The sequence below is a fragment of the Microbacterium sp. NPDC057741 genome (assembly GCF_042798735.1).
Taxonomy (GTDB): Bacteria; Actinomycetota; Actinomycetes; order Actinomycetales; family Microbacteriaceae; genus Microbacterium.
In genome coordinates this window covers 39,741-59,709 of record NZ_JBHVJW010000005.1, presented here as the reverse complement: position 1 = coordinate 59,709, position 19,969 = coordinate 39,741, and the positions used below count along the sequence as shown (strand labels likewise).

At 69.4% G+C, this 19,969-nt stretch carries 21 protein-coding genes and 1 tRNA gene; 13 read left to right on the top strand and 9 right to left on the bottom strand.

All coding sequences use genetic code 11. The features are described 5' to 3' along the window. Nucleotides 1-50: 50 nt before the first annotated feature. Both ACFVDO_RS15500 and ACFVDO_RS15495 read right to left on the bottom strand, forming a co-directional pair. Nucleotides 51-599 (bottom strand): RNA polymerase sigma factor, encoded by a 549-nt coding sequence (locus tag ACFVDO_RS15500; protein WP_378859560.1) that lies wholly within the window; start codon nt 597-599, stop codon nt 51-53. Then, nucleotides 596-1,183 (bottom strand): hypothetical protein, encoded by a 588-nt coding sequence (locus ACFVDO_RS15495; protein WP_378859559.1) that lies wholly within the window; start codon nt 1,181-1,183, stop codon nt 596-598. Before ACFVDO_RS15495 ends, ACFVDO_RS15500 begins: the two co-directional genes overlap by 4 nt. Before the next feature lie 115 nt (nt 1,184-1,298). On the opposite strand from ACFVDO_RS15495, the gene poxB reads away from it, so the two are divergent. Then, nucleotides 1,299-3,023, top strand: coding sequence for a ubiquinone-dependent pyruvate dehydrogenase (poxB, locus tag ACFVDO_RS15490; protein ID WP_378859558.1), 1,725 nt, complete (start codon nt 1,299-1,301; stop codon nt 3,021-3,023). Nucleotides 3,024-3,032: 9 nt separating this feature from the next. Here the strand turns inward: poxB and ACFVDO_RS15485 are convergent, their stop codons facing one another. Both ACFVDO_RS15485 and ACFVDO_RS15480 read right to left on the bottom strand, forming a co-directional pair. Beyond that, nucleotides 3,033-3,677: a TMEM175 family protein gene (locus ACFVDO_RS15485; RefSeq protein WP_378859557.1), complete on the bottom strand. Its 645-nt coding sequence runs from the start codon at nt 3,675-3,677 to the stop codon at nt 3,033-3,035. A 9-nt stretch (nt 3,678-3,686) separates the two neighbouring features. After that, nucleotides 3,687-4,439, bottom strand: a complete 753-nt coding sequence (locus tag ACFVDO_RS15480) for an aquaporin (protein ID WP_378859556.1) — start codon at nt 4,437-4,439, stop codon at nt 3,687-3,689. A 65-nt stretch (nt 4,440-4,504) separates the two neighbouring features. On the opposite strand from ACFVDO_RS15480, the gene ACFVDO_RS15475 reads away from it, so the two are divergent. Further along, complete coding sequence (locus tag ACFVDO_RS15475) at nt 4,505-4,939, top strand: pyridoxamine 5'-phosphate oxidase family protein (protein ID WP_378859555.1); 435 nt, start codon at nt 4,505-4,507, stop codon at nt 4,937-4,939. Nucleotides 4,940-4,947: 8 nt separating this feature from the next. Here ACFVDO_RS15475 and ACFVDO_RS15470 read toward each other — a convergent pair whose 3' ends face one another. Further along, nucleotides 4,948-7,743, bottom strand: a complete 2,796-nt coding sequence (locus tag ACFVDO_RS15470) for a hypothetical protein (RefSeq protein WP_378859554.1) — start codon at nt 7,741-7,743, stop codon at nt 4,948-4,950. Nucleotides 7,744-7,774: 31 nt separating this feature from the next. Beyond that, entirely contained in the window at nt 7,775-9,598 is a 1,824-nt protein-coding gene (locus ACFVDO_RS15465) for an HSP90 family protein (RefSeq protein WP_378859565.1), read from the bottom strand. A 205-nt stretch (nt 9,599-9,803) separates the two neighbouring features. Between ACFVDO_RS15465 and ACFVDO_RS15460 the strand changes: the two genes are divergently transcribed. The 3 genes from ACFVDO_RS15460 to nusG all read left to right on the top strand — a co-directional run bounded on the left by ACFVDO_RS15460 (nt 9,804) and on the right by nusG (nt 11,243). Then, nucleotides 9,804-9,876: transfer RNA gene (locus ACFVDO_RS15460), tRNA-Trp, on the top strand. A gap of 39 nt (nt 9,877-9,915) precedes the next feature. After that, nucleotides 9,916-10,185, top strand: a complete 270-nt coding sequence (gene secE / locus ACFVDO_RS15455; protein ID WP_378859553.1) for a preprotein translocase subunit SecE — start codon at nt 9,916-9,918, stop codon at nt 10,183-10,185. A 41-nt stretch (nt 10,186-10,226) separates the two neighbouring features. Further along, nucleotides 10,227-11,243, top strand: a complete 1,017-nt coding sequence (nusG, locus tag ACFVDO_RS15450; RefSeq protein WP_378859552.1) for a transcription termination/antitermination protein NusG — start codon at nt 10,227-10,229, stop codon at nt 11,241-11,243. A gap of 76 nt (nt 11,244-11,319) precedes the next feature. Here nusG and ACFVDO_RS15445 read toward each other — a convergent pair whose 3' ends face one another. Beyond that, nucleotides 11,320-11,715 carry a VOC family protein gene (locus tag ACFVDO_RS15445; protein ID WP_378859551.1) on the bottom strand — a complete coding sequence of 132 codons (396 nt, stop codon included), beginning with the start codon at nt 11,713-11,715 and terminating at the stop codon, nt 11,320-11,322. Between the two features lie 97 nt (nt 11,716-11,812). Here ACFVDO_RS15445 and ACFVDO_RS15440 point away from each other — a divergent pair, with 97 nt between their 5' ends. The 5 genes from ACFVDO_RS15440 (at nt 11,813) to ACFVDO_RS15420 (ending at nt 16,197) form a co-directional block, all read left to right on the top strand. Continuing rightward, nucleotides 11,813-12,817 (top strand): helix-turn-helix transcriptional regulator, encoded by a 1,005-nt coding sequence (locus ACFVDO_RS15440; RefSeq protein ID WP_378859550.1) that lies wholly within the window; start codon nt 11,813-11,815, stop codon nt 12,815-12,817. Between the two features lie 141 nt (nt 12,818-12,958). Beyond that, nucleotides 12,959-13,390, top strand: a complete 432-nt coding sequence (rplK, locus tag ACFVDO_RS15435) for a 50S ribosomal protein L11 (protein ID WP_056312763.1) — start codon at nt 12,959-12,961, stop codon at nt 13,388-13,390. An 8-nt stretch (nt 13,391-13,398) separates the two neighbouring features. Continuing rightward, entirely contained in the window at nt 13,399-14,088 is a 690-nt protein-coding gene (gene rplA / locus ACFVDO_RS15430) for a 50S ribosomal protein L1 (RefSeq protein ID WP_236126782.1), read from the top strand. A 163-nt stretch (nt 14,089-14,251) separates the two neighbouring features. Further along, nucleotides 14,252-15,076 carry a sugar phosphate isomerase/epimerase family protein gene (locus ACFVDO_RS15425; protein ID WP_378859549.1) on the top strand — a complete coding sequence of 275 codons (825 nt, stop codon included), beginning with the start codon at nt 14,252-14,254 and terminating at the stop codon, nt 15,074-15,076. Next, nucleotides 15,073-16,197, top strand: a complete 1,125-nt coding sequence (locus ACFVDO_RS15420) for a Gfo/Idh/MocA family protein (protein ID WP_378859548.1) — start codon at nt 15,073-15,075, stop codon at nt 16,195-16,197. Before ACFVDO_RS15425 ends, ACFVDO_RS15420 begins: the two co-directional genes overlap by 4 nt. Nucleotides 16,198-16,243: 46 nt before the next feature. Here ACFVDO_RS15420 and ACFVDO_RS15415 read toward each other — a convergent pair whose 3' ends face one another. Further along, on the bottom strand, nt 16,244-16,894 hold the full coding sequence (locus ACFVDO_RS15415; protein ID WP_378859547.1) for a TetR/AcrR family transcriptional regulator: 651 nt from the start codon (nt 16,892-16,894) through the stop codon (nt 16,244-16,246). Between the two features lie 41 nt (nt 16,895-16,935). Between ACFVDO_RS15415 and ACFVDO_RS15410 the strand changes: the two genes are divergently transcribed. Further along, the gene (locus tag ACFVDO_RS15410; protein ID WP_378859546.1) at nt 16,936-17,298 is read left to right on the top strand and encodes an iron chaperone; all 363 of its coding nucleotides are present in this window, start codon (nt 16,936-16,938) and stop codon (nt 17,296-17,298) included. Between the two features lie 15 nt (nt 17,299-17,313). On the opposite strand, the gene ACFVDO_RS15405 is transcribed toward ACFVDO_RS15410, so the two are convergent. After that, the gene (locus tag ACFVDO_RS15405) at nt 17,314-17,970 is read right to left on the bottom strand and encodes a LysE/ArgO family amino acid transporter (RefSeq protein ID WP_378859545.1); all 657 of its coding nucleotides are present in this window, start codon (nt 17,968-17,970) and stop codon (nt 17,314-17,316) included. Between the two features lie 70 nt (nt 17,971-18,040). Here ACFVDO_RS15405 and ACFVDO_RS15400 point away from each other — a divergent pair, with 70 nt between their 5' ends. Beyond that, nucleotides 18,041-18,928: a LysR family transcriptional regulator ArgP gene (locus tag ACFVDO_RS15400; RefSeq protein ID WP_378859544.1), complete on the top strand. Its 888-nt coding sequence runs from the start codon at nt 18,041-18,043 to the stop codon at nt 18,926-18,928. A 165-nt stretch (nt 18,929-19,093) separates the two neighbouring features. Then, a complete protein-coding gene (locus ACFVDO_RS15395; RefSeq protein WP_378859543.1) occupies nt 19,094-19,771 on the top strand; it encodes a YqaJ viral recombinase family protein in 678 nt (225 codons plus the stop codon). The last annotated feature ends 198 nt before the right edge of the window (nt 19,772-19,969 follow it).

Genomic DNA, 19,969 nt, shown 5'->3' with positions numbered 1-19,969 from the left:
CAAGGGAGCGCCGGGTATCCGGACGGCTCTCAGGAGCCGTATCAGTCTCATCACGAGGCGGGAGCGGTCGATGCACTGACCGCAACGCCCGGCGGCGATGTTCCCTCGGACAGCATTTGGGCGAGCCGTGCGCGTGCGCGTGCATAGCGCGTCCGCGCCGTCGACGGATTCATCCCGAGATGTGCAGCGGCATCGGCGATGGCGAATCCGTCCCAGTGGATGAGCACGACCAGTTCCCTGGAACGGGCGTCGAGACTGCGCACGGCACCGCGGACTGCCGCATCCCGCTCAGAGTCTTCCGCGCAGAGCGCCGGATCGGCGACGATCGTCTCCAGATGACTGCGGAGAGCGTTGGCCAAGTTGTTCCGGCGCGTCCTACCGCGATGGTGCTCCCGCAGCACGTTCTTGGCGACGCCGAAGCACCACTTCCTGGCATCTTCCGGTGTCGGCGGTAGCGCCCTTCGGCGCCGCCAGATCACGACGAACAGGTCGGCGAGCAGATCGGCGGCCTGCTCCCGGTCCTGCACGCGACGGACGAAGTAACCGAGCAGGTCGCTCCCGTTGTCACGAATGACCTGGGTGATGTGCTCGCTGGTCATCGCAGCTGTCCCGTGCAGTTGCTGGTCGCTCCCCAGCCCATGCCGTCGTGCACGAGCGACTCCGGGACCCGTCCGTCGACGAGCTCGGACAGCGCACGGTTGAACGAGAAGTCGTCCCGGATCTCCTGGGTGTCGACCTCCCAGTCGTCGTTCGGACCGGGCGCGAAGGGTTCCGCGATCGCCTTCTCATAGATCCTCTGACCGATCCCGGTCCAGTCCTGTGCGTTCAGGAAGTCAGCGAGCCGCTGATCGGCTTCCGTCCGGTTCGCCGGGTCGCCCACGTAGATCCCGTACCAGCAATCGACCGTCACCCCTGTCTCGGTCTCGTAGTGGATCGGGATGCGGACTTCGGATTCGGCCCGCTGCCCGTTGATGAACAGAGTCAGAGGCACGTAGGCGGCTGCCCCGGTTGCCAGTAACGCGACCCCGAACGCGATCGGGAGGACGATCCGCGGACGCTTCCACCAATGCCGGCGGGGCGCCGACGCTGTGGCATTCGCGAGGTCCGCGATCAGCGGGTCGATGTCGTTCAGCCGCCCGCGGGCAGGGTCGCTGCGATTCAGCAGCGCGTCAAGGTCATCCATCGGATCCTCCGGATTCGAGTCTTGCCCAGTACATGGCCGAATGCTCCCGATCCGTCCCAAACCCGATCCCACGGAGTAGCGTCGGAGGCGTCCTGTCCCTTCATGAGAGGCCGTCATGACCACTGTCGCCGAGAACATCGTCCAGACCCTGCGCGCGAACGGGGTGCAGCGCGTCTACGGCATTCCGGGAGACTCGCTGAACGGGTTCACCGATGCGCTCCGCAAGGACGGCACGATCCGCTGGGTGCACGTGCGGCACGAGGAGACTGCGGCTTTCGCGGCTGCAGCCGACGCCGCGCTGACCGGCGACCTCGCTGTCGTCGCCGGCTCGTGCGGGCCTGGCAACCTGCACCTGATCAACGGACTCTACGACGCGAACCGCTCACGCGTGCCGGTGCTCGCGATCGCCGCGCACATCCCGACCAGTGAGATCGGCACCGGTTACTTCCAGGAGACGCACCCGCAGGAGCTGTTCCGCGAGTCCAGCGTGTACGTCGAGTATGTCGCCGACGCCAGTCAGATGCCGCGCGTGCTCGAGATCGCGATGCGCGCGGCGATCGAGCAGCGCGGCGTCGCGGTCGTCGTCATCCCCGGCGACGTCGCGCTGGCGGATGCCCGTGACACGCGCACCACGGTGATCGAGCGCACCCGCCCGGTGGTCATGCCCAGCGCTGCCGAGCTCGAGAAGGCGGCCACGATCTTGAACGGCTGCGATCGCGTGACGATCCTCGCTGGAGCGGGTGTCGAGGGCGCTCATGATGAGGTGATCGCGCTCGCCGACCGGCTCGGCGCCCCGATCGTGCACGCGCTGCGCGGCAAGGAGTTCATCGAGTACGACAACCCCTATGACGTGGGCATGACCGGCCTGCTCGGCTTCGCATCCGGCTATCGGGCGATGGATGCCGCCGACGCGCTGCTGCTGCTCGGCACCGACTTCCCGTACACGCAGTTCTATCCCGACGGGGTGACCACGATCCAGGTCGACATCCGCGGATCGCAGCTCGGCAAGCGGCATCCGCTCGACCTCGGACTGGTCGGCGACGTGAAGGCGACCGCCGATGCGCTGCTGCCGCGGCTGAAGCGCAAGGAGGACCGCACGCATCTCGAGGACGCGACCGCTCACTATCGCAGGACGCGTGCGAAGCTCGACGATCTGGCGGTGCCGTCGCGCGGCAAGGCGCCCATCCACCCGCAGTACCTCGCCAGGCTGCTGGACGAGGCGGCATCCTCCGATGCCGTGTTCACCGCGGACGTCGGATCGCCGACCGTGTGGGCGGCGCGCTACTTCACCATGACCGAGAACCGCCGCTTGATCGGCTCGTTCAACCACGGCTCGATGGCGAACGCCCTGCTGCACGGTATCGGCGCGCAGGTCGCGTATCCCGACCGGCAGGTGGTCGCGCTGGCCGGCGATGGCGGTCTGTCGATGATGCTCGGCGAGCTGATCTCGCTGACGCAGAACAAGCTGCCCGTGAAGGTCGTCGTGGTGAACAACTCGTCGCTGAACTTCGTCGAGCTCGAGATGAAGGCCGCCGGGTTCGTGACCTACGGTACCGATCTGGAGAACCCCGACTTCGCCGCTGTCGCGCAGGCGCTGGGCATCTTCGCGCGGCGCGTGGAGCGGTCGGAGGACCTGCTCGACGCGGTCGCAGAGGTGCTCGCGCACGATGGCCCCGCACTGCTCGACGTGGTCACCGAGCGGCAGGAGCTCTCGATGCCGCCGGCGATCAAGGCCGATCAGGTGAAGGGATTCGCGTTGTACGCGCTGCGCACCGTGATGTCGGGCCGTGGCGACGAGCTGCTCGACCTCGCGAAGGCGAACTGGCGCCAGTTGTTCTGACCGACGCCGTCAGGCGGTCCGGCGTCGTCGGCGCAGCGGCACGATGAAGAACAGCGCGAGGGCGAGGTAGCCGAACACCGCCGCCATCGGCCAGACCAGCCCGAGACAGATGAGGATGATGTACACGCCGACGCCGGGCAGCAGGCGGTAGGTGAACAGCCGCGCCTCACCGTCCTCGTCGTCGGCGAGCAGCTGGTGCGTCCGCGCGTACCACCACAGCAGCAGCATCATGCCGAGCAGCAGCAGGAACGAGATGCCGTAGAGCACCACGGCCACCCGCTCCGAGGCGTCCGAGCTGATGTACTCCGCGAGGAAGCGCGTGGGGAACGGCACGAACGCGACGAGCAGCAGCAGCACGAGGTTCAGCCGCAGGAATGTCGAATCGGCGCGCTTCAGCTGCTCGCAGATCGCGTTGTGCGCCAGCCAGGTCGCACCGATCGTCGCGAAGCTGATCACATACGTCAGATAGTGCGGCCAGAGGTCGAAGAATGCGCCCAGCAGATCCTGCGAGCCGTCGCTGCGAGGGATCACCAGATCGAGCACCAGCAGCGTGGCGGCGAAGGCGAACACGCCGTCGCTGAGCGCCTCCATGCGGCCGGTGCCGTATCGGCGCGGCTTGCGGTGCACGGGAGCAGCGTCGGGAATCTCCGTCATCGGATGCTCCTAATCATCGGTCGCCGCGTCTGCGACGGCCTCGGGCTCGTGCACGAGAGGCACGTCCGTGCCCGGCGTGCGCGGATGCGGGAAGAGCAGGACGGCCAGGGCGATGCCCACGCCGGTGCCGATCAGCTGTGCGAGCAGGAAAGGCAGGAAGGATGCCGGCGCGATGCCGCCCGCAGAGTCGGTGAGGAGTCGTCCGACGGTCACCGCGGGGTTGGCGAAGGCGGTCGAGCTGGTGAACCAGAACGCCGCGCCGATGTACGCGGCGACCGCCGTCGCGATGACCATGATGCTGCGACCGGCGCGCACCAGACCGACGATGAGCAGCACGAGGCCCGCTGTCGCCACGACCTCGCCGACCAGAGCGGGGAGGGTCGCCCGCTGCACGGCGCCCAGCCCCGCAGGCACCTCGAACATCACGTTCACCAGCAGCGCGCCGAGAACCGCGCCGATCACCTGGGCGAGTACGTAGACGCCCAGCTCACCAGGACGCAGGCCCTTGCCGCTGCCGCGCCTGCTCAGCACGGCATCGGTGAGCGACACGGCGGGGTTGAAGTGCCCGCCCGAGACCGGGCCGAACAGCAGGATGAGGGCGCCGAGCCCGAGCATGGTCGCCAGCGACCCCTCGAGCAGACGCAGCCCGGCATCCGTCGAGAGCTTCTGGGCCATCGCCGCAGAGCCGAGCGTGACCGCTGTCAGCAGCGCGGTGCCGAGCAGTTCGGCGCCGGCGCGCCGCAGCAGGGGGACAGGTTCCATAGAAGGCCAATTCTGCCCTGTCCCGGGCGGTGGACATCACACGCCGGAGGGAGGAGGATCGGCCCATGAGCGCAGAGGATGCAGTCGCGCGACTGAGCAGCGAGGAGTGCTGGCAGCGCCTGGGCGCGCAGGAACTCGGAAGACTGGTCACGCATGTCGGCGACGTGCTCGACATCTTTCCGGTCAACTACGTCGTCGATGATCACTCGATCGTCTTCCGCACTGCGGAGGGGAGCAAGCTGATCGAGCTCACCGTCAACGACGAAGTGCTCTTCGAGGTCGACGACCATTCCGACACAGAGGCTTGGAGCGTCATCGTGCGGGGCTCAGCGCATCGTCTCGAGACGCTCGCCGAGCAGGAGGCGGCCGAGGCGCTCGGTCTCGCGCCCTGGATTCCCACGCTCAAGTACAACTTCGTCCGCATCGTCGCCGGGTCGCTCTCCGGGCGTGCGTTCTCGCGCACGCCCGAACCGGAGCGCTACAGCGTCTCGGAGTACTGAGCGGCGGGTCAGGCCTCCGCGATCGCCCGCGCCTCGGCGGCCTCGCCACTGCGGCCGAGCGCCTCGAGCACGTCGCCCAGTTCCAGCGCGGCGACCTGGCGCAGCGGCGGGATCTGCTCGGCGCGCTCGATCGCGCTGCGGAACAGCGGAACGGCGTCGTCGCGGCGGCCGGCCTCGGTGAGCACGCGGGCGGCGAACAGCTCCGATCCGCCGGCCGATCCGGCATCGCCCAGCCCGGCGAATCCGTCGGCGGCGGTCAGCGCCGCGGCCACGGCCTCGTCGACTCTGCCGAGCTCGGCGAATGCACGGCCGCGCGAGTCCGTCACATCGGCGATCAGCCAGGCCGCGTCGTTCTCGGCGGCGACCCGTGCGACCTCGTCGAACAGGGCGAAGGCGCGCTCGTCCTTCTGCGCCCCGTAGCCCTGACCGAGCTCGTGCAGCACCTGGGTGATCGCCCCGGCGGCCTCGGTGGGGCGCACCAGTTCTGCGGCCTCCTCCAGAGTTTCGATCGCCTCGTCCATCTCGCCGAACCGGGCGAGGATGCGCGCCTGCTCGAGCATCGCGAGCGCCTGGTCGGCGGGCTCCTCCGCCTCGGCGTGCAGCCCGGCCTGGTAGCCGAACGCACCGACCGCCTGGCCGAACTCGCCCGAACCCGCGAGCGCCCGCGCCAGCAGACCGACGGTGATCGCGCGCGATCCCGCCGGTGCCTCCGCGTTCTCCTCGCGCTGCAGCACGTCGCTGAGCAGCTCCGCGGCCTCGGCAGCGTCACCGGCGGCGAGCATCGCCCGTGCCTGCCGGAATTCCACGCCCTCACGGTCGCCTCCGTGCTCGGACACGAGTCGCGCCGCGAGGCGGTACCGGACGACGGCCTGGTCGGGCTCGCCGGCGTCCTCCCAGAGCGCACCGGCCAGCAGCTGCGCGTTCGCGAGGGCGCGTTCGGCACCGAGTGCGGCGAGCAGGCCGGCCGCGCGGTCGGCGTCGGCCGCGCCCGCCGCGAACTCGCCCATGCCACCACGCACCCGGGCGCGCAGATCCAGCGCCCTGGCGCGGTGGCCGTCGTTCACCCGGTCGGCCTCGACGATGCGATCCAGCAGCTCCGCGGCCTCCGCGGTGCGCTCGGCGCGCAGCAGCGTGACCGCGGCGGTGAGAGTCGCTGTGGTGGCGAGCCGGTTCTCGCCGACCTCCGCATAGATCTGCTCCGCCTGGGCGGCCAGTTCCAGCGTGGAGGGGGCGTCCTCGCCGGCGCGCACCGATGCGAGAGTCAGGGCCAGATCGGCGCGCGGGCGAGCAGACAGAGCCGCGGCATCCGTCCACTCGCGCTCCAGGTCCGCGATGTCCTCGGGAGTGCTGCGGCCGAAGATCGCCAGGCCCAGGCGCTCCTCGAGCGCGGCCTGGTCGTCCTGCGCGGACGCGCGCAGCTCCGCGAGTCGCGGAGCGAGCAGAGCGGATGCCGCATCGAGCTGCTCCAGCGCCACCAGGGCGCCGATGCGCAGCCCGACCATCCGTGCACGCTTCTCCGCATCCGACAGCCCGGCCGACTCGGCGCGGTCGGCGGCCGCCAGCGCATCCTGCTCGGAGCCGTAGCTGCCGATGGCGACCGCACGGTCGTACCAGCCGTCGGCGTCCACGGGATCGACCGTCGGCGCGGGGGCGAAGACGTCGGAGCGGATCGGCACGTCGTAGTGCTCGGCGGCGAGCTGCTGCATGCGGGCCCGGCGCTGCGTGTGCCCGTCGGTGCCGTCCCGTTCGTCGAACGCGGCGCCGATGCGGTCGGCCGCGGCCCATGCGGCGGCCGCCAGCTGCTCGGCGGTCCAGACGCCGTCGTGCTCGCCGAAGAGAGGCACGAGCGCCGCGGCATCCGCTCCGCGCACCGGCGTACCGCCGTGGCCGGCAGCCGTGACGCGATCGAGGGCGAAGGCGATCGTGCTGAGGGCGGCGTGATGCCCGTCGACGTTGAGCTGGTCGTGCGCGAGCCAGGGCAGGTGCCGCTCGATCATCGTCAGGGCGCGCGCCTCGTTGCCGGTGAGCGCGGCGAAGTCGATGTTGTTCGCGACGATCACGAGATTGTCGGGGTTGTCCTTCGCGAGGCGGTAGCTGCGCAGGTGCGCGGCCTTCGCCTCCTCGAAGCGGCCGAGGTGCAGGTAGGGGATCAGGGCGCGCGAGAGCGCGTGCTCGGGCTCCTCGCCGCAGGAGAAGCCGCCCTCGATCATCTCCTCGACCAGGCGGACCGCATCCTCCTCGCGGTCGGTCGCGGCGAAGAAGCCGGCGATCTGACTGCGACCGCAGGCGTCGCAGTGGCTGTAGTCGTCGCGCGGTGTCGCCTCCAGGCGCACGCGCAGCTCCTCGGCCTCGTCCATCCGGCCGGCATCCCACGCGTCCTCGAAACGTGCCGTGAGCACGCCGCTCATGCCGATGCCGGCGGCGCGGTAGTGCGCCTCCATGTCGTCGAGCACCGCGGCGATCTGCTCCTGCGAGAACGCCGGAGAGGAGCGCAGCGATGCCGCCATCCACTTGAACTGCCACATCAGGTCGGCGCCGCCGTTCTCGATGTCGGCGGGGAAGCGCGCGGGGTCGGCGTCATGCCGTGCCAGGCACCAGGCGAACGAGTTCAGCATCACGTCGGTGGCGCCGCCCATGTTCGCCGACGCGGTCTGCCGCATCCGCGCACGGTACTCCAGCTGCTCGTCGCCGATCTCGACTGCGAGGGCGACGGCCTCGGCCGTCAGCGCCTGTTCGGCTGGTCCCCAGGGCGTGCGGTCGATCTCCTCGAGCAGCTGCGCGAAACGGGCGGTCGGCTGGGACATGGTGCTCCTTCTGGGTGCAGGTCGCGCCGGGTCAGCGCAGGTCGTCGAAGGGGAAGACGTCGGCCTCGAGGCCGGCTGACAGGGTCACGAGATCGGCCAGCGCCGTGGTCATGAGCGTACGGTCGGCGTCGGACAGCGGATGGTGGCCGGCGAGCAGCGACTGGATGTAGAGCAGCTGCACGGTGCGCGCGAACACGGCGTCGTCCTGCACCCCGACGAGAGCGCGCACGACGCGGTTGCTCCAGTTCAGGCACAGCCGCGCGGCGAGGTCGTCGTCTCGGGCGGCGCCGACCTGGTCGTCGATGCGCGAGAGCACGCCTCCCCAGAGCGAACCGGTGATGCCCTTGGTGCGCGTCCGGTCCATCGCGCGCAGTACATCCGGGTCGGCGACGTACAGTCCGGTGAGCTCCGGACGGTCGATCGTGCGCACCACGACCGCGCAGCCGGATGCGGCGAGCACGGCGCTCGCGCGCTCCTCGAGGGCGACCGCGGCGTCGCGGTCATCCAGCGGCGGCGGGTCGAGGCGGTCGAGCTCGCCGGTGACGTCGACCTTCTCGACGGTGACGCCCGGGTACAGCTCCGGCAGCATCCGCACCAGGTCCGCGTCGTACAGGTACCCGCCGTTGACGAGCACTTCGCCGGGGCGGGCGATGCCCGCGACCTGGCGGAACTCGTCGACGGATGCGGCGTACCGCACCAGCGGGAAGCGCTCGGCGAGATCGCCGAGACGCATCGTGCCGTGCGTGGTCTCGACGGTCAGCCAGCGTGTGATGAAGCGGGCCAGCTCCTCGTCGTGGCGCACCAGCGACTTCAGGCCGATCTCGTGCACCGCCACGAACTGCGCCAGACGGTGCGGCTCGCGCAGCCCCAGCTCGAGCACCCAGCGGCGGATGCCGGCGCCGAGCTGCTCGCGGGCGTGCTCGAGCGCAGGGTCCTCGACCAGGGACTCGCGGCTGGCCGTGGGGGACAGGCCGGTGGAGTCGACCACGGCGCGCACGAAGAAGGCCCAGTCCGGCAGCACATCGGGGGTGTGCTCCGAGAGCAGCATCCGGCCGAGGTACATGCGGGTCGCCTGCCGGGCGCCGGGAGGCGGGGCGTAGGGCAGCACGTAGGCGAGTCCCCGGGTGCCGGTACCCGGCTCCGCGATCTCGATGACGTCGAGAGGGGCGGCGCCGATGAGGTCGCGGCCGTAGCCGCGGGCGGCGTCGGCCCACGCGGCATCCGTCATCGCGCCGTCCAGGAACGGCGCGGGGCGCGTGACGTCCACGTCGCCCGCCGGGGTGTCGAGCACCACGCGCACCGGCAGGAACTCGGCGAAGGTCTGCGCGAGCTCGCGCACGGCGGGGCCTCTCAGCAGGTCGCCGGCGTCGAAGCGCGGCACCAGGTGCACACTGGTGCCGATCGGCAGCTGTTCGTCGAGCTCGGCGACCACGAAGGTGCCGTCGGCGTTGCCCGTCCACTCCACGGACGCTCCGCCCCGGGCGCTCCGGGAGCGGATCACGATGCTGTCGGCGACCATGAAGCAGCTCAGCAGGCCGATGCCGAACTGGCCGAGGAAGTCGCTGCGCGGCAGATCGAAGATGTCGCGCTTGGAGCTGCGGCCCACGGTCGCGAGCAGCTCCGCGACCTCGGAGGCGGTCAGACCCACACCGTCGTCGCGCAGCACGAACTCGGCGCTGTGCTCGGAGAGCGGCGTGATCCGGATGGTCCCGCCGCCGCCGTCCACCTCGCGACGCGCCGTGATCGCATCCCTGCCGTTCTGCAGGAGCTCTCGCAGATATACCCGGGGACTCGAGTAGATGTGGCGACTCAGAAGGTCGACGACACCCCGCAGATCCACCTGGAACTGCTGCATCTCCTCGGTCACTTGTCCCCTCCCGTTCGCGGCCGCTCGCAGAGCCTAACAGGGGGCCGGTTCCTGCCCCGGCTCGAGCGCCCGCTCCGACCTCGGTTCGGAGGAGGGTCGCGGATGTCGTACACTGGTGGGGCAGTTGTCTGCATTCTTTCGCCGTGCCCCTGGTCGGTGCGGGGATGCGGATCCCAGGGGCCTCCGGGTCTCTAGGGCGGTAGCTCAATTGGCAGAGCAGCGGTCTCCAAAACCGCAGGTTGCAGGTTCGATTCCTGTCCGCCCTGCGCGTCAGCGCGACGCTGACCACGAAAGGTACGTGCAGGATGGATCAGGACGAACCGCGCGGCGAGGTCGCAGCGTTCGGCGGTACCGCCACCCGCGACAAGAAGCTGGGCTTCTTCGGTCGAATCGCTTTGTTCTTCCGGCAGGTGATCGCCGAGCTTCGCAAGGTCGTCACGCCGACCCGCAAGGAACTGGTGAAGTTCACGCTGGTCGTGCTCGTGTTCGTGCTGATCGTGATGGGCGTCGTGTACGGCCTGGACACAGTCTTCGGATACCTCACGCACGTGGTGTTCGGAGTCCCCGGCAAGTGACGCCCCTGCGGCATCCGCCGCAGTGAACGGAAAGAAGCACAGTGTCTGAACGATATTCCGACGACGCCGACTGGGCGACCGCGGCCGAGCAGTCGAGCGAGGAGGACGAGTCCCAGGAGGGGAACGTCCTCGCCGCCGAAGAGCTCTCTGCGACCGCGGTCGAGCACGTCGCCCTGCACATCGAGGACGACGAGGAAATCGACGAGACCGATGACGACACTGAAGACATCGACGACCCGGAGGCGGACGCGATCGTGAACGACGCTCTCAACCTGGACGAGACGGCCGAGACTGAGGCCGCCGCAGAGGTTCTGACCGATTCGGCTGCCGAAGAGGCCGCCGAGCTGGAAGCCGAGGAGGCGGCCGAGGTCACCCCCTACGACGGCCCCGAGCTCGGCGACGACTCTGAGGAGTCCGACGACGAGCAGGCCGAGGAGGACCCGTACGAGGCCTTCCGCCTCGACCTGCGCATGCTGCCCGGCAAGTGGTACGTCATCCACTCCTACGCCGGCTTCGAGCGCAAGGTGAAGGCCAACATCGAGCAGCGCAAGTCGACGCTCGAGGTCGAGGACGACATCTATCAGATCGAGGTCCCGATGGAGGACGTCGTCGAGATCAAGAACGGCCAGCGCAAGATGGTCACCCGCGTGCGCATCCCCGGCTACGTGCTGGTGCGCATGGAGCTCAACGAGGACACCTGGTCGGTCGTCCGCCACACGCCCGGTGTCACCGGCTTCGTGGGCAACGCGCACAACCCGACCCCGCTGCGCTTCGAAGAGGCCTTCAACATGCTGAAGTCCCTCGTCGAGGTGAAGGACGTTCCGACCGCGAAGTCCATCACCGCCAAGGGCGGCACGGCTGTGGCTCGCCCGGTCGCAGCTGAGGTCGACTTCGAGATCGGCGAGACGATCACCATCAAGGAGGGCTCGTTCGCCGGCCTTCCCGGTTCGATCAGCGAGATCAAGCCCGAGAGCGGCAAGCTCACCGTGCTGGTGTCGCTCTTCGAGCGCGAGACCCCGGTCGAGCTGTCGTTCGACCAGGTCACCAAGATGATCTGACATCGGGCGCTGAGCCTGACGAAGTGCACGAAAGCGGCCGTCCCCTCGGGGACGGCCGCTTTCGCGTTCGGCGGTGTCAGGCGTGCTGAGACGCCCAGTGCGGGCTCTGGATCAGGCCGACCAGGTTGCCGAACGGATCGCTGACGGATGCCGAGTACCAGCCCTCTCCGCGCTGGGTCACCGGGTCGAACGGGGTGGCGCCGAGGGCGATCAGGCGGTCGTAGGACGCCTGGATGTCGTCGACGTGCATGCTGACCAGGGCGCCGCCGGGCTGGGGGAGCGCGGGGCGGAACCGGGCGTCCATCAGGGCGAACTCGTCGTCATCATCGCCGAAGCGCCACTCGGCGTACTGTGCGGGGCCCTGCTCTGGTCGCACGAAGTAGGGGGCCGAATCGAACACCTGCGTGTACCAGTCGACGGCGGCGGTCATGTCGTCGGCGACGAGGTTGAGGTTGGCGAGGCCACGGAACATGTCGTTTCTCCTTCGGTGAACTGTTGATACTTCTATGCTGAAGGGTGAAGTGCTCATCCTCTGATCACTTAAAAAACTTCTCGGAAAGAATCTCGAAATGCGTGCAGATCGGCTGATCCAGGCACTCCTGCTGCTGCAGGGGCGCCCGCAGATCACCGCCGCCGAGCTCGCGGAAGAGCTCGAGGTGTCGGTGCCCACCGCGCGCCGCGATCTCGAGGCGCTGGCGATGTCGGGCGTTCCGATCTACCCGACTCGTGGCAGAGGCGGCGGCTGGCGGTTGATCGGCGGTGCCCGGACCGACCTCACGGGGCTGACCGAGGGCGAGGTCACCTCGCTGCTGATCGGGCTGAGCCAGAGCGGCCATGCCGATCCAGAGCGCATCGCCGCGGTGCGCAAGCTGGTGCGCGCCATGCCGGCGCCGTTCCGAGAGGGCGCGCAGCGCGTTGCCGCATCCACGGTCCGGGATGCACCGTGGGGCGAGGTCGCCGACGAGGCGACCTCGGCGACGGTCGCGACGCTGCAACGAGCGATCGCAGGCCGGCACCGGGTGCAGGCCGACTACGACGGGTCCCTCGCCAGGGTCGGGATCGAGTTGGTGCCGCTCGTCATCGGCAACCGGGGAAGCAGGCAGTACCTGCTCGGCGCCCCGTTGCAGGGTGGGACGGATGCCGCGGACGTGGAGCGGCTTCGGATGTATCGGATCGATCGCATCCGTGAGCTGACGCTGCTGCCGGAGCACGGCAGGGCGCCGGACGGGTTCGATGTCGCGGAGGCTTGGGCGCGGATGGTCGAGCGCGTCGAGGACCTCCGCGGTTCCGCGCGGGCACTGGTGCGCGTGGAACCGTGGGCCGTGCGAGCGCTTCAGGACCGGTTCGGCGCTCAAGCGTTCGTGCTGGAGGCCGAGCCGGATGAGGACGGGCGCGCACTCATGGAGGTGCGCGCGCACCGGGTCGATGCGCTCGCCGAGCAGCTGGCGGGCTGGGCGGGCGTCGCCGAGGCGATCGGTCCTCCTGAGGTGCGCGCGGCGCTGCGCGAGCTCGGCGAGCGGATCATCGCGCTCTATCAGAGCGACGGGGCACCGCGCACGCGGCATCCGCTCTGATCGGGTAGACTTGTCTGGTTTGTGCGCCGCTCCCTGAGCTTGGCGAAGGGTCGGCGTGCGCGCAGACAGCACCGCGCTCCGGAGATGCCGGATCCGCGGGAGAGGGATGCCTCGGGGCATCCGCTCGAGAAAGGAATCACAATGGCACCTAAGAAGAAGGTGACCGGCCTGATCAAGCTTCAGATCAACGCCGGTGCAGCTAACCCGGCGCCGCCGATCGGCCCCGCGCTCGGTCAGCACGGCGTCAACATCATGGAGTTCTGCAAGGCGTACAACGCCGCGACCGAGTCGCAGCGCGGCAACGTCATCCCCGTGGAGATCACCGTCTACGAGGACCGCAGCTTCACGTTCATCCTGAAGACCCCGCCGGCTGCTGAGCTGATCAAGAAGGCCGCTGGTGTGCCCAAGGGCTCCGCCACGCCGCACACTGTCAAGGTCGCGAAGATCACCAAGGACCAGGTCCGTCAGATCGCCGAGACCAAGCAGGCCGACCTGAACGCGAACGACATCGAGGCCGCGTCGAAGATCATCGCCGGTACCGCCCGTTCCATGGGCATCACGGTCGAGGGCTGAGGAGAATAATCATGGCTAAGTCCAAGGCTTACAACGCCGCCCTCGCCAAGATCGAGGCAGACCGTTTCTACACGCCCACCGAGGCTGTCGTCCTGGCCAAGGAGACCGGCTCGGCGAAGTTCGACTCGACCGTCGAGGTCGCGCTGAAGCTCTCGGTCGACCCCCGCAAGGCCGACCAGATGGTGCGCGGCACCGTCATCCTCCCGCACGGCACCGGTAAGACGGCCCGCGTCATCGTGTTCGCCAACGGCCCGGCTGCTGAGGCCGCCATCGCCGCGGGCGCCGACGAGGTCGGTGGCACCGAGCTGATCGAGAAGGTCGCCGCAGGCTGGACCGACTTCGACGCCGCCGTCGCGACCCCTGAGCTCATGGGCCAGGTCGGTCGTCTGGGTAAGGTGCTGGGCCCCCGTGGTCTGATGCCGAACCCGAAGACCGGCACCGTGACCCCGAACACGGCCAAGGCCGTCGAGGAGATCAAGGGCGGAAAGATCGAGTTCCGCGTCGACAAGCACGCCAACGTGCACTTCGTCGTCGGCAAGGCCTCGTTCTCGGCTGAGCAGCTCGACGAGAACATGAAGGCCGCGCTCGAGGAGATCGTGCGCCTGAAGCCGTCCAGCTCGAAGGGCCGTTACATCCAGAAGGGCGCCGTGTCGACCACGTTCGGCCCCGGCATCCCGCTGGACGTCAACGCCATCTGAGTCTGACGCTCATCACGAAGACCCTCGCCCTCCGGGGCGGGGGTCTTCTGCGTTGCGTGCGTCGTCATCACTGAGGCGGGACTAATACCTCCACATGGAGGTATTCTGCTATTCTCGTCCGCGGGGCCGTTCGGGCCCGCACCCATGACAAAGGAAGGTCGACGTGGCCCTACCAGAGACCTCGGTACAGCTGTACACCCTCGCGGCGGAGTTCACCGCAGACATGGAGGGATCGCTCGACAGGCTCGCCGCCATCGGGCTCCGCAACGTCGAGGCGTTCGACTTCGTCGGCCGCCCCGACCGGATCCGCGCCGCCCTCGACGCATCCGGTCTCGCATCGCCGACCGGTCACGCGCCGCTGCTGAGCGACGAGCTGTGGACGCCGGACGGATCGATCCCCACGCCCGCGCCGGAGGTGGTCTTCGAGGCTGCAGCGAAGATCGGGATGAAGACGGTCATCGATCCGTTCGTCGCCCCGGCCCGCTGGCTGACCCTCGACGGCGTCACCGACATCGCCGACCGGCTCAACAGGCTCGCAGACACGGCCGCGACCTTCGGTCTCGAGGTCGGCTACCACAATCACGCGCAGGAGTTCGTCGCCGACTTCGACGGCGAGAGCGCCTATGAGCGCTTCGTCGCCCTCACCGGCGAGCGCGTCATCATCGAACTCGACCTGTACTGGGCGCTCGTGGGTGGTCAGGACGTGCCCGCACTGGTCTCCCGGCTCGGCGATCGGCTGGTGGCGGCGCATGTCAAAGACGGCATCGCTCCCGCGGTGAATCCGTTCGGACCGGATGCCGCGGAGTTCGGCTCTGCGGAGCTGGAACAGCGGCACGCTGGAACCGGTGACGTCCCGCTCGCCGAGGCGCTGCGTGCGGCATCGGCGCTGCAGTACGCCATCATCGAGTACGACAACGCGCCGGGTGACGTCTTCGCCGACATCGCCGCCAGCTACGCCTTCCTCACCGACGGCGGGTTCTCCCTGTGAGCGCGATCGGGATCGGCGTGATCGGCGCCGGAGTCATCAGCGACACCTACCTGCAGAACCTCGGCAGTTTCCCCGACACCGAGGTGCTCATCGTCGGCGACCTGCTGCGCGACCGCGCACAGGCGCAGGCCGAGAAGCACGGTGTGGCGGCGTCGGGTTCGGCCGAGGACGTGCTCGCTCACCCGGGTGTCGATCTGGTGGTGAACCTCACGGTTCCCGCTGTGCACGTCGAGGTCTCGCGCGCGGCCGTCGCCGCGGGCAAGCACGTCTGGACCGAGAAGCCGCTCGGTCTCGACCGCGACGGCGCCGCCCTGCTGCTGCGCGAGGCGGTGGATGCCGGGCTACGCGTGGGCTCGGCGCCCGACACACTGCTCGGCGCGGGTTTCCAAGCCGCGCGTCGCGCGATCGACGGCGGCGTGATCGGGCGTCCGTTGTTCGCTCAGACCGCCTTTCAGACGCAGGGGCCCGACCTGTGGCATCCGAACCCCGGCTTCCTGTTCGCCAAGGGGGCCGGTCCGCTGCTCGACATGGGACCGTACTACTTCTCGGCCCTGGTGAGCCTGTTCGGTCCGGTCGCCAGCGTCGCTGCTGTGGGGACGAAGGCACGTGCGGAGCGCGAGATCCACACCGGTCCCCACGCCGGCGACACCTTCCCCGTCGAGGTGCCCTCGACGATGCAGATCGTGACCGCCTTCGAGCAGGGCGCTGCTGCGCAGAGCGTGCTGAGCTTCGACTCGGCACTCGAGCGCCATGGAGTCGTCGAGATCCACGGCACCGATGGCAGCATCGTAATCCCTGACCCGAACTTCTTCGCCGGGCGCATCGCCTACGTCAAGCCTCTCGGGGCGCTCCGTGACGGCATGTCCGTCGAGCAGGAGTGGATCGAGATCGAGCACGAGGACATCGCGGTCGGCCGGGGCATGGGCGCTCTCGACATGGCCCGTGCGATCGCGGAGGGCCGCCCGCACGTCGCGTCGGGCGAGCTCGGATTCCACGTCCTCGACACGCTGCTCTCCGCCGAGGAGTCGGCGGCGACGGGCCAGACCGTCGTCGTGGAGAGCACCGTCGCACCGGTGCCTCTGCTGCCGGACGGGTTCGATCCTTTCGCAGCCACGCTGTGACGTCCGCCGCAGGCCCGGTCGCGGACCGGGTCTGCGGTGACCCGGATCAGTCCGATGCGTCCGATCCGTTCGGCGCGTCGGTGCGCAGCAGGCGGTCCAGAAGTTCGAGCGCGTCCTCATGATTCACCGTGTCGTCGAGGAGCCATTGGGTCTGCAGTCCGTCGGACGCGGCGACGACCAGCGCGGCGACGAGCACCGGATCCAGGTCGGCGCGCAGCCGGCCGGCATCCTGCAGACCGCGCACCTGGCCTGCGATCTCCTCGCGCAGTCGCGCGAAGCGCGCGGTGATGTACTCCTGTGCGACAGGATGATCATCCTCGAGCGCAGTCGCGGTGAGGGTCGAGTAGAGCTGGACCATGCCGGGGATTCGCCGGTTCTGCTCGGCCGAGCGTCGCATGGCCATCGCAGGGCTGGCATCGAGCTCCAGGCACGCTTCGTCATCGGATGGACGCTGCGACTCGCGGTAGACCTCCACCAGAAGCTCTTCGAGCGAGCCGAAGTAGTGAGTGAGCGCCGCGTGCGTGACGCCCACCTCCTGCGCGATCGCGCGCAGCGACGTCTTCTGCGACCCGCGCCGGGCGAACACCTCGATCGCCTTGTCCAGGATCTCCTGACGGCGGGCGACACCTTTCGCGTAACGGCCTCTGACCCGTGGCGCGTCCTCGTCGAGGGGCGCCTCGGCGGAGGAATCGGTCATGACCCGATGATATCGAGCGCCGTCGATGCGAGGATGAACGCATGGGCACCGTGGACGACTACCTCGCAGGGCTCGAGCCGGCCGATCGAGCGGTGATCACGCACGTCTACGACATCGCACGTGCGACGGCGGGTGAGACCGAGCAGGGCACGAGCTACGGGATGCCGGCGCTGCTGCACGGCGGGAAGGCGCTGATCTCGGTGATGCGCACCAGGAAGCACATCGGCCTGTACCCGTTCAGCGGGCGGGTGCCGGAGGTCGTCGCCGGCGCTCTGGACGGGTTCGAGCACGCCAAGGGCACCATCCGGTTCCAGCCGGAGCATCCGCTGCCCGACGACGCCATCCGCGCGATCGTGGCAGCCCGCATGGCCGAGATCGACGACCCGTCGCTGCGTCGTTCCTGACGACCGCCGCTGAGATCAGCCGGCGAATACCGGCACGATGAGGGCGATGCCCATCGTGACCAGAAGCACGGCGATCGCGGTGTCGAGGATGCGCCAGGCGCGCGGCGTGCGCAGCCAGCGCCCGAGGTAGCGCGCGCCGTAGCCGAGCGCGAAGAACCAGGTGATGCTGCCGATGATCGCGCCGGTGGCGAACAGCCAGCGCTGGTCGCCGTGCGTGGCGGCGATGCCGCCGATCAGCAGCACGGTGTCGAGGTACACGTTCGGATTCAGCCACGTGAAGGCGAGGGTGGCGAGGATGACCGGCGCCAGTCGGGTGCCGGTCTTCACCGAGGTGCCTCCGGATGTCGCATCCGCGGCATCCGCCTCTGTCTCTGCGGCCAGCGACTCGCCGCCCTTCGCCCATGCTCGGCGGGCGGCGAAGATCCCGTACGCGACCAGCGAGATGCCGCCCGCCCAGCGAGCGACGACGATCAGCCAGGGAGCCGAGTTCACGAGATAGCCGAGCCCGGCGGTGCCGACCAGCACCAGCAGGGCATCGGATGCCGCGCAGATCAGCACGACCGGAAGCACGTGCTCGCGGCGCATGCCCTGACGCAGCACGAAGACGTTCTGCGCGCCGACGGCGATGATCAGCGAGTACATGAGGCCGAGGCCGGCGAGCAGGGTGAGCACGTTCCAACGCTAGATCCGTGGCGGCATGAACTCCAACGAAGAGAACTGCATCAGCATTAGCATCGCTTATGTGCAGATCGATGCCCAGCTCGCCGCGACCGTCGCCGCCGTCATCGACGAGGGCAGCTTCGACGCGGCCGCGCGGCGGCTGCATGTGACGCCGTCGGCGGTGAGTCAGCGGATCAAGGCGCTGGAGCAGCGGCTCGGCCGTGTCGTCGTCGTGCGTTCCAAGCCGGTGCGCGCCACCGAGGCCGGCGAGGCGCTGGTGCGCCTGGCCCGGCAGGTGGCGCTGCTCGAGCACGACACGATCACCGCCTTCGGACTGTCGCCCGATGAAGCGGGGGAGACCCGCGTGCGTGTGCCGCTCGCGGTGAACGCCGACTCGATGGCGACCTGGTTCCTCGCGCCGATCGCGCGGGTCGCTCGGGAGCATGACATCGATGTGGACCTGCACCGAGACGACCAGAACTACACCGCCCGGCTGCTGGAGTCGGGCGAGGTGATGGCGGCGGTCACCTCGGAGAGCACCCCGGTGGGCGGATGCCGGGTCGAGCCGCTCGGCGTGCTCGAGTACCGTCCGATGGCGACGGCCGAGTACCTCGAGCGCTGGATGCCGGACGGCGTGACGCCTGCGGCCCTCGCAAGGGCCCCGTTCGTCGACTTCGACCGGCGTGATGAGCTGCAGCACGACTGGCTGCGGGCCCGCGGCGTCGACCCGTGGTCGGTGCCGCGGCACTACGTTCCTGCGTCGTACGACTTCGCGCAGGCGGTGCGGCTCGGGCTGGGCTGGGCGCTCATCCCTGTCGTGCAAGGAGTGGAGGGGCTGGTCGATCTCGGCGGTCAGGCGACCCGCACGCCGTTGTACTGGCAGCAGTGGAACCTGCGCTCCCCGCTGCTCGACGCGATCGCCGCAGAGGTCGCCGCCGAGGCATCGGTCGCCCTCGCGCCGTTGCGCTGATGAGCGGCGCAGACGGAGACCCTGTGCGACCCCGCCCACCGGTACGATCCGTGCGTCGCGCTTCCGTGCGTCTTGGCGGCGCAACGTGCGGGTGGCGGGCGTGGGCGGGCGTGCTGGCGGCGTGTGAGGCGCGGACGCGCTGGGCAACAGGCGTAGGGTCGAGAGGTGACCCCGGAACTCGAAGCGCGTATCGTCGCGGACTCCCGCGATCGAGTCACGTGGCTCCGCGCTCGGGCACGAGGGATCACTGCGACGGATGTCGCGGGGCTCTCCAGCGAGGCATCCATCGCCCGCGCGGCCGACTCCAAGCTCGGCGCCGGTCCACGCTTCGGCGGCAACGCCTACACGGACCACGGCCGCCGTCGCGAGCCCGAGATCGCCGCCTGGGTCGCGGCGACCCACGGCATCCTGCCCTCGTCCGCCCTGTTCTGCGCCGAGGTCGAGAAGCGGCACCTGGCCACTCCCGACGGCATCGTGCAGGAGGTGGACGGACGCGTGCTGCTCGCCGAGATCAAGACCACGAACAAGTCATGGCGCTCCATTCCGCGCACCTACCTGCGCCAGGTGTGGTGGCAGCAGCACGTGCTCGGCGCCGAGCGCACGCTGTTCGTGTGGGAGGAGCACGACGACTTCCGCCCGATCCACGACGAGCCGAAGTCGGTGTGGATCGATCGCGACGACCGCGAGATCGGGCGCCTCGTGGGCCTGGCCACGCGTCTCATCGACGAGCTGTACCACCGCACCACGGGGCAGGTTCCGCCGCAGCAGGCGCCCGTCGCGGCGAGTGGCCGCGAGGCGCTGCGCGAGCGCGACATGTTCCGGGCGCTGGCCCTCAGCGACTGAACCAGCTGCCGCCGGGCCGGTTCGCGACGAGGGAACCGCAGACCGACGTCGCTGCCTGGTGCACTCGTAGGCAGGTGGTTCACTCGCCAGGAGCCGGCGCTCATCGAGGAGCGGTTCGTTCGGGGAGGAATCGCGACGGGCGGGCCCGATTTGGGGGAGTGTCTCGGATGACGTAAGCTGGGAGCAACCGAAGACCGC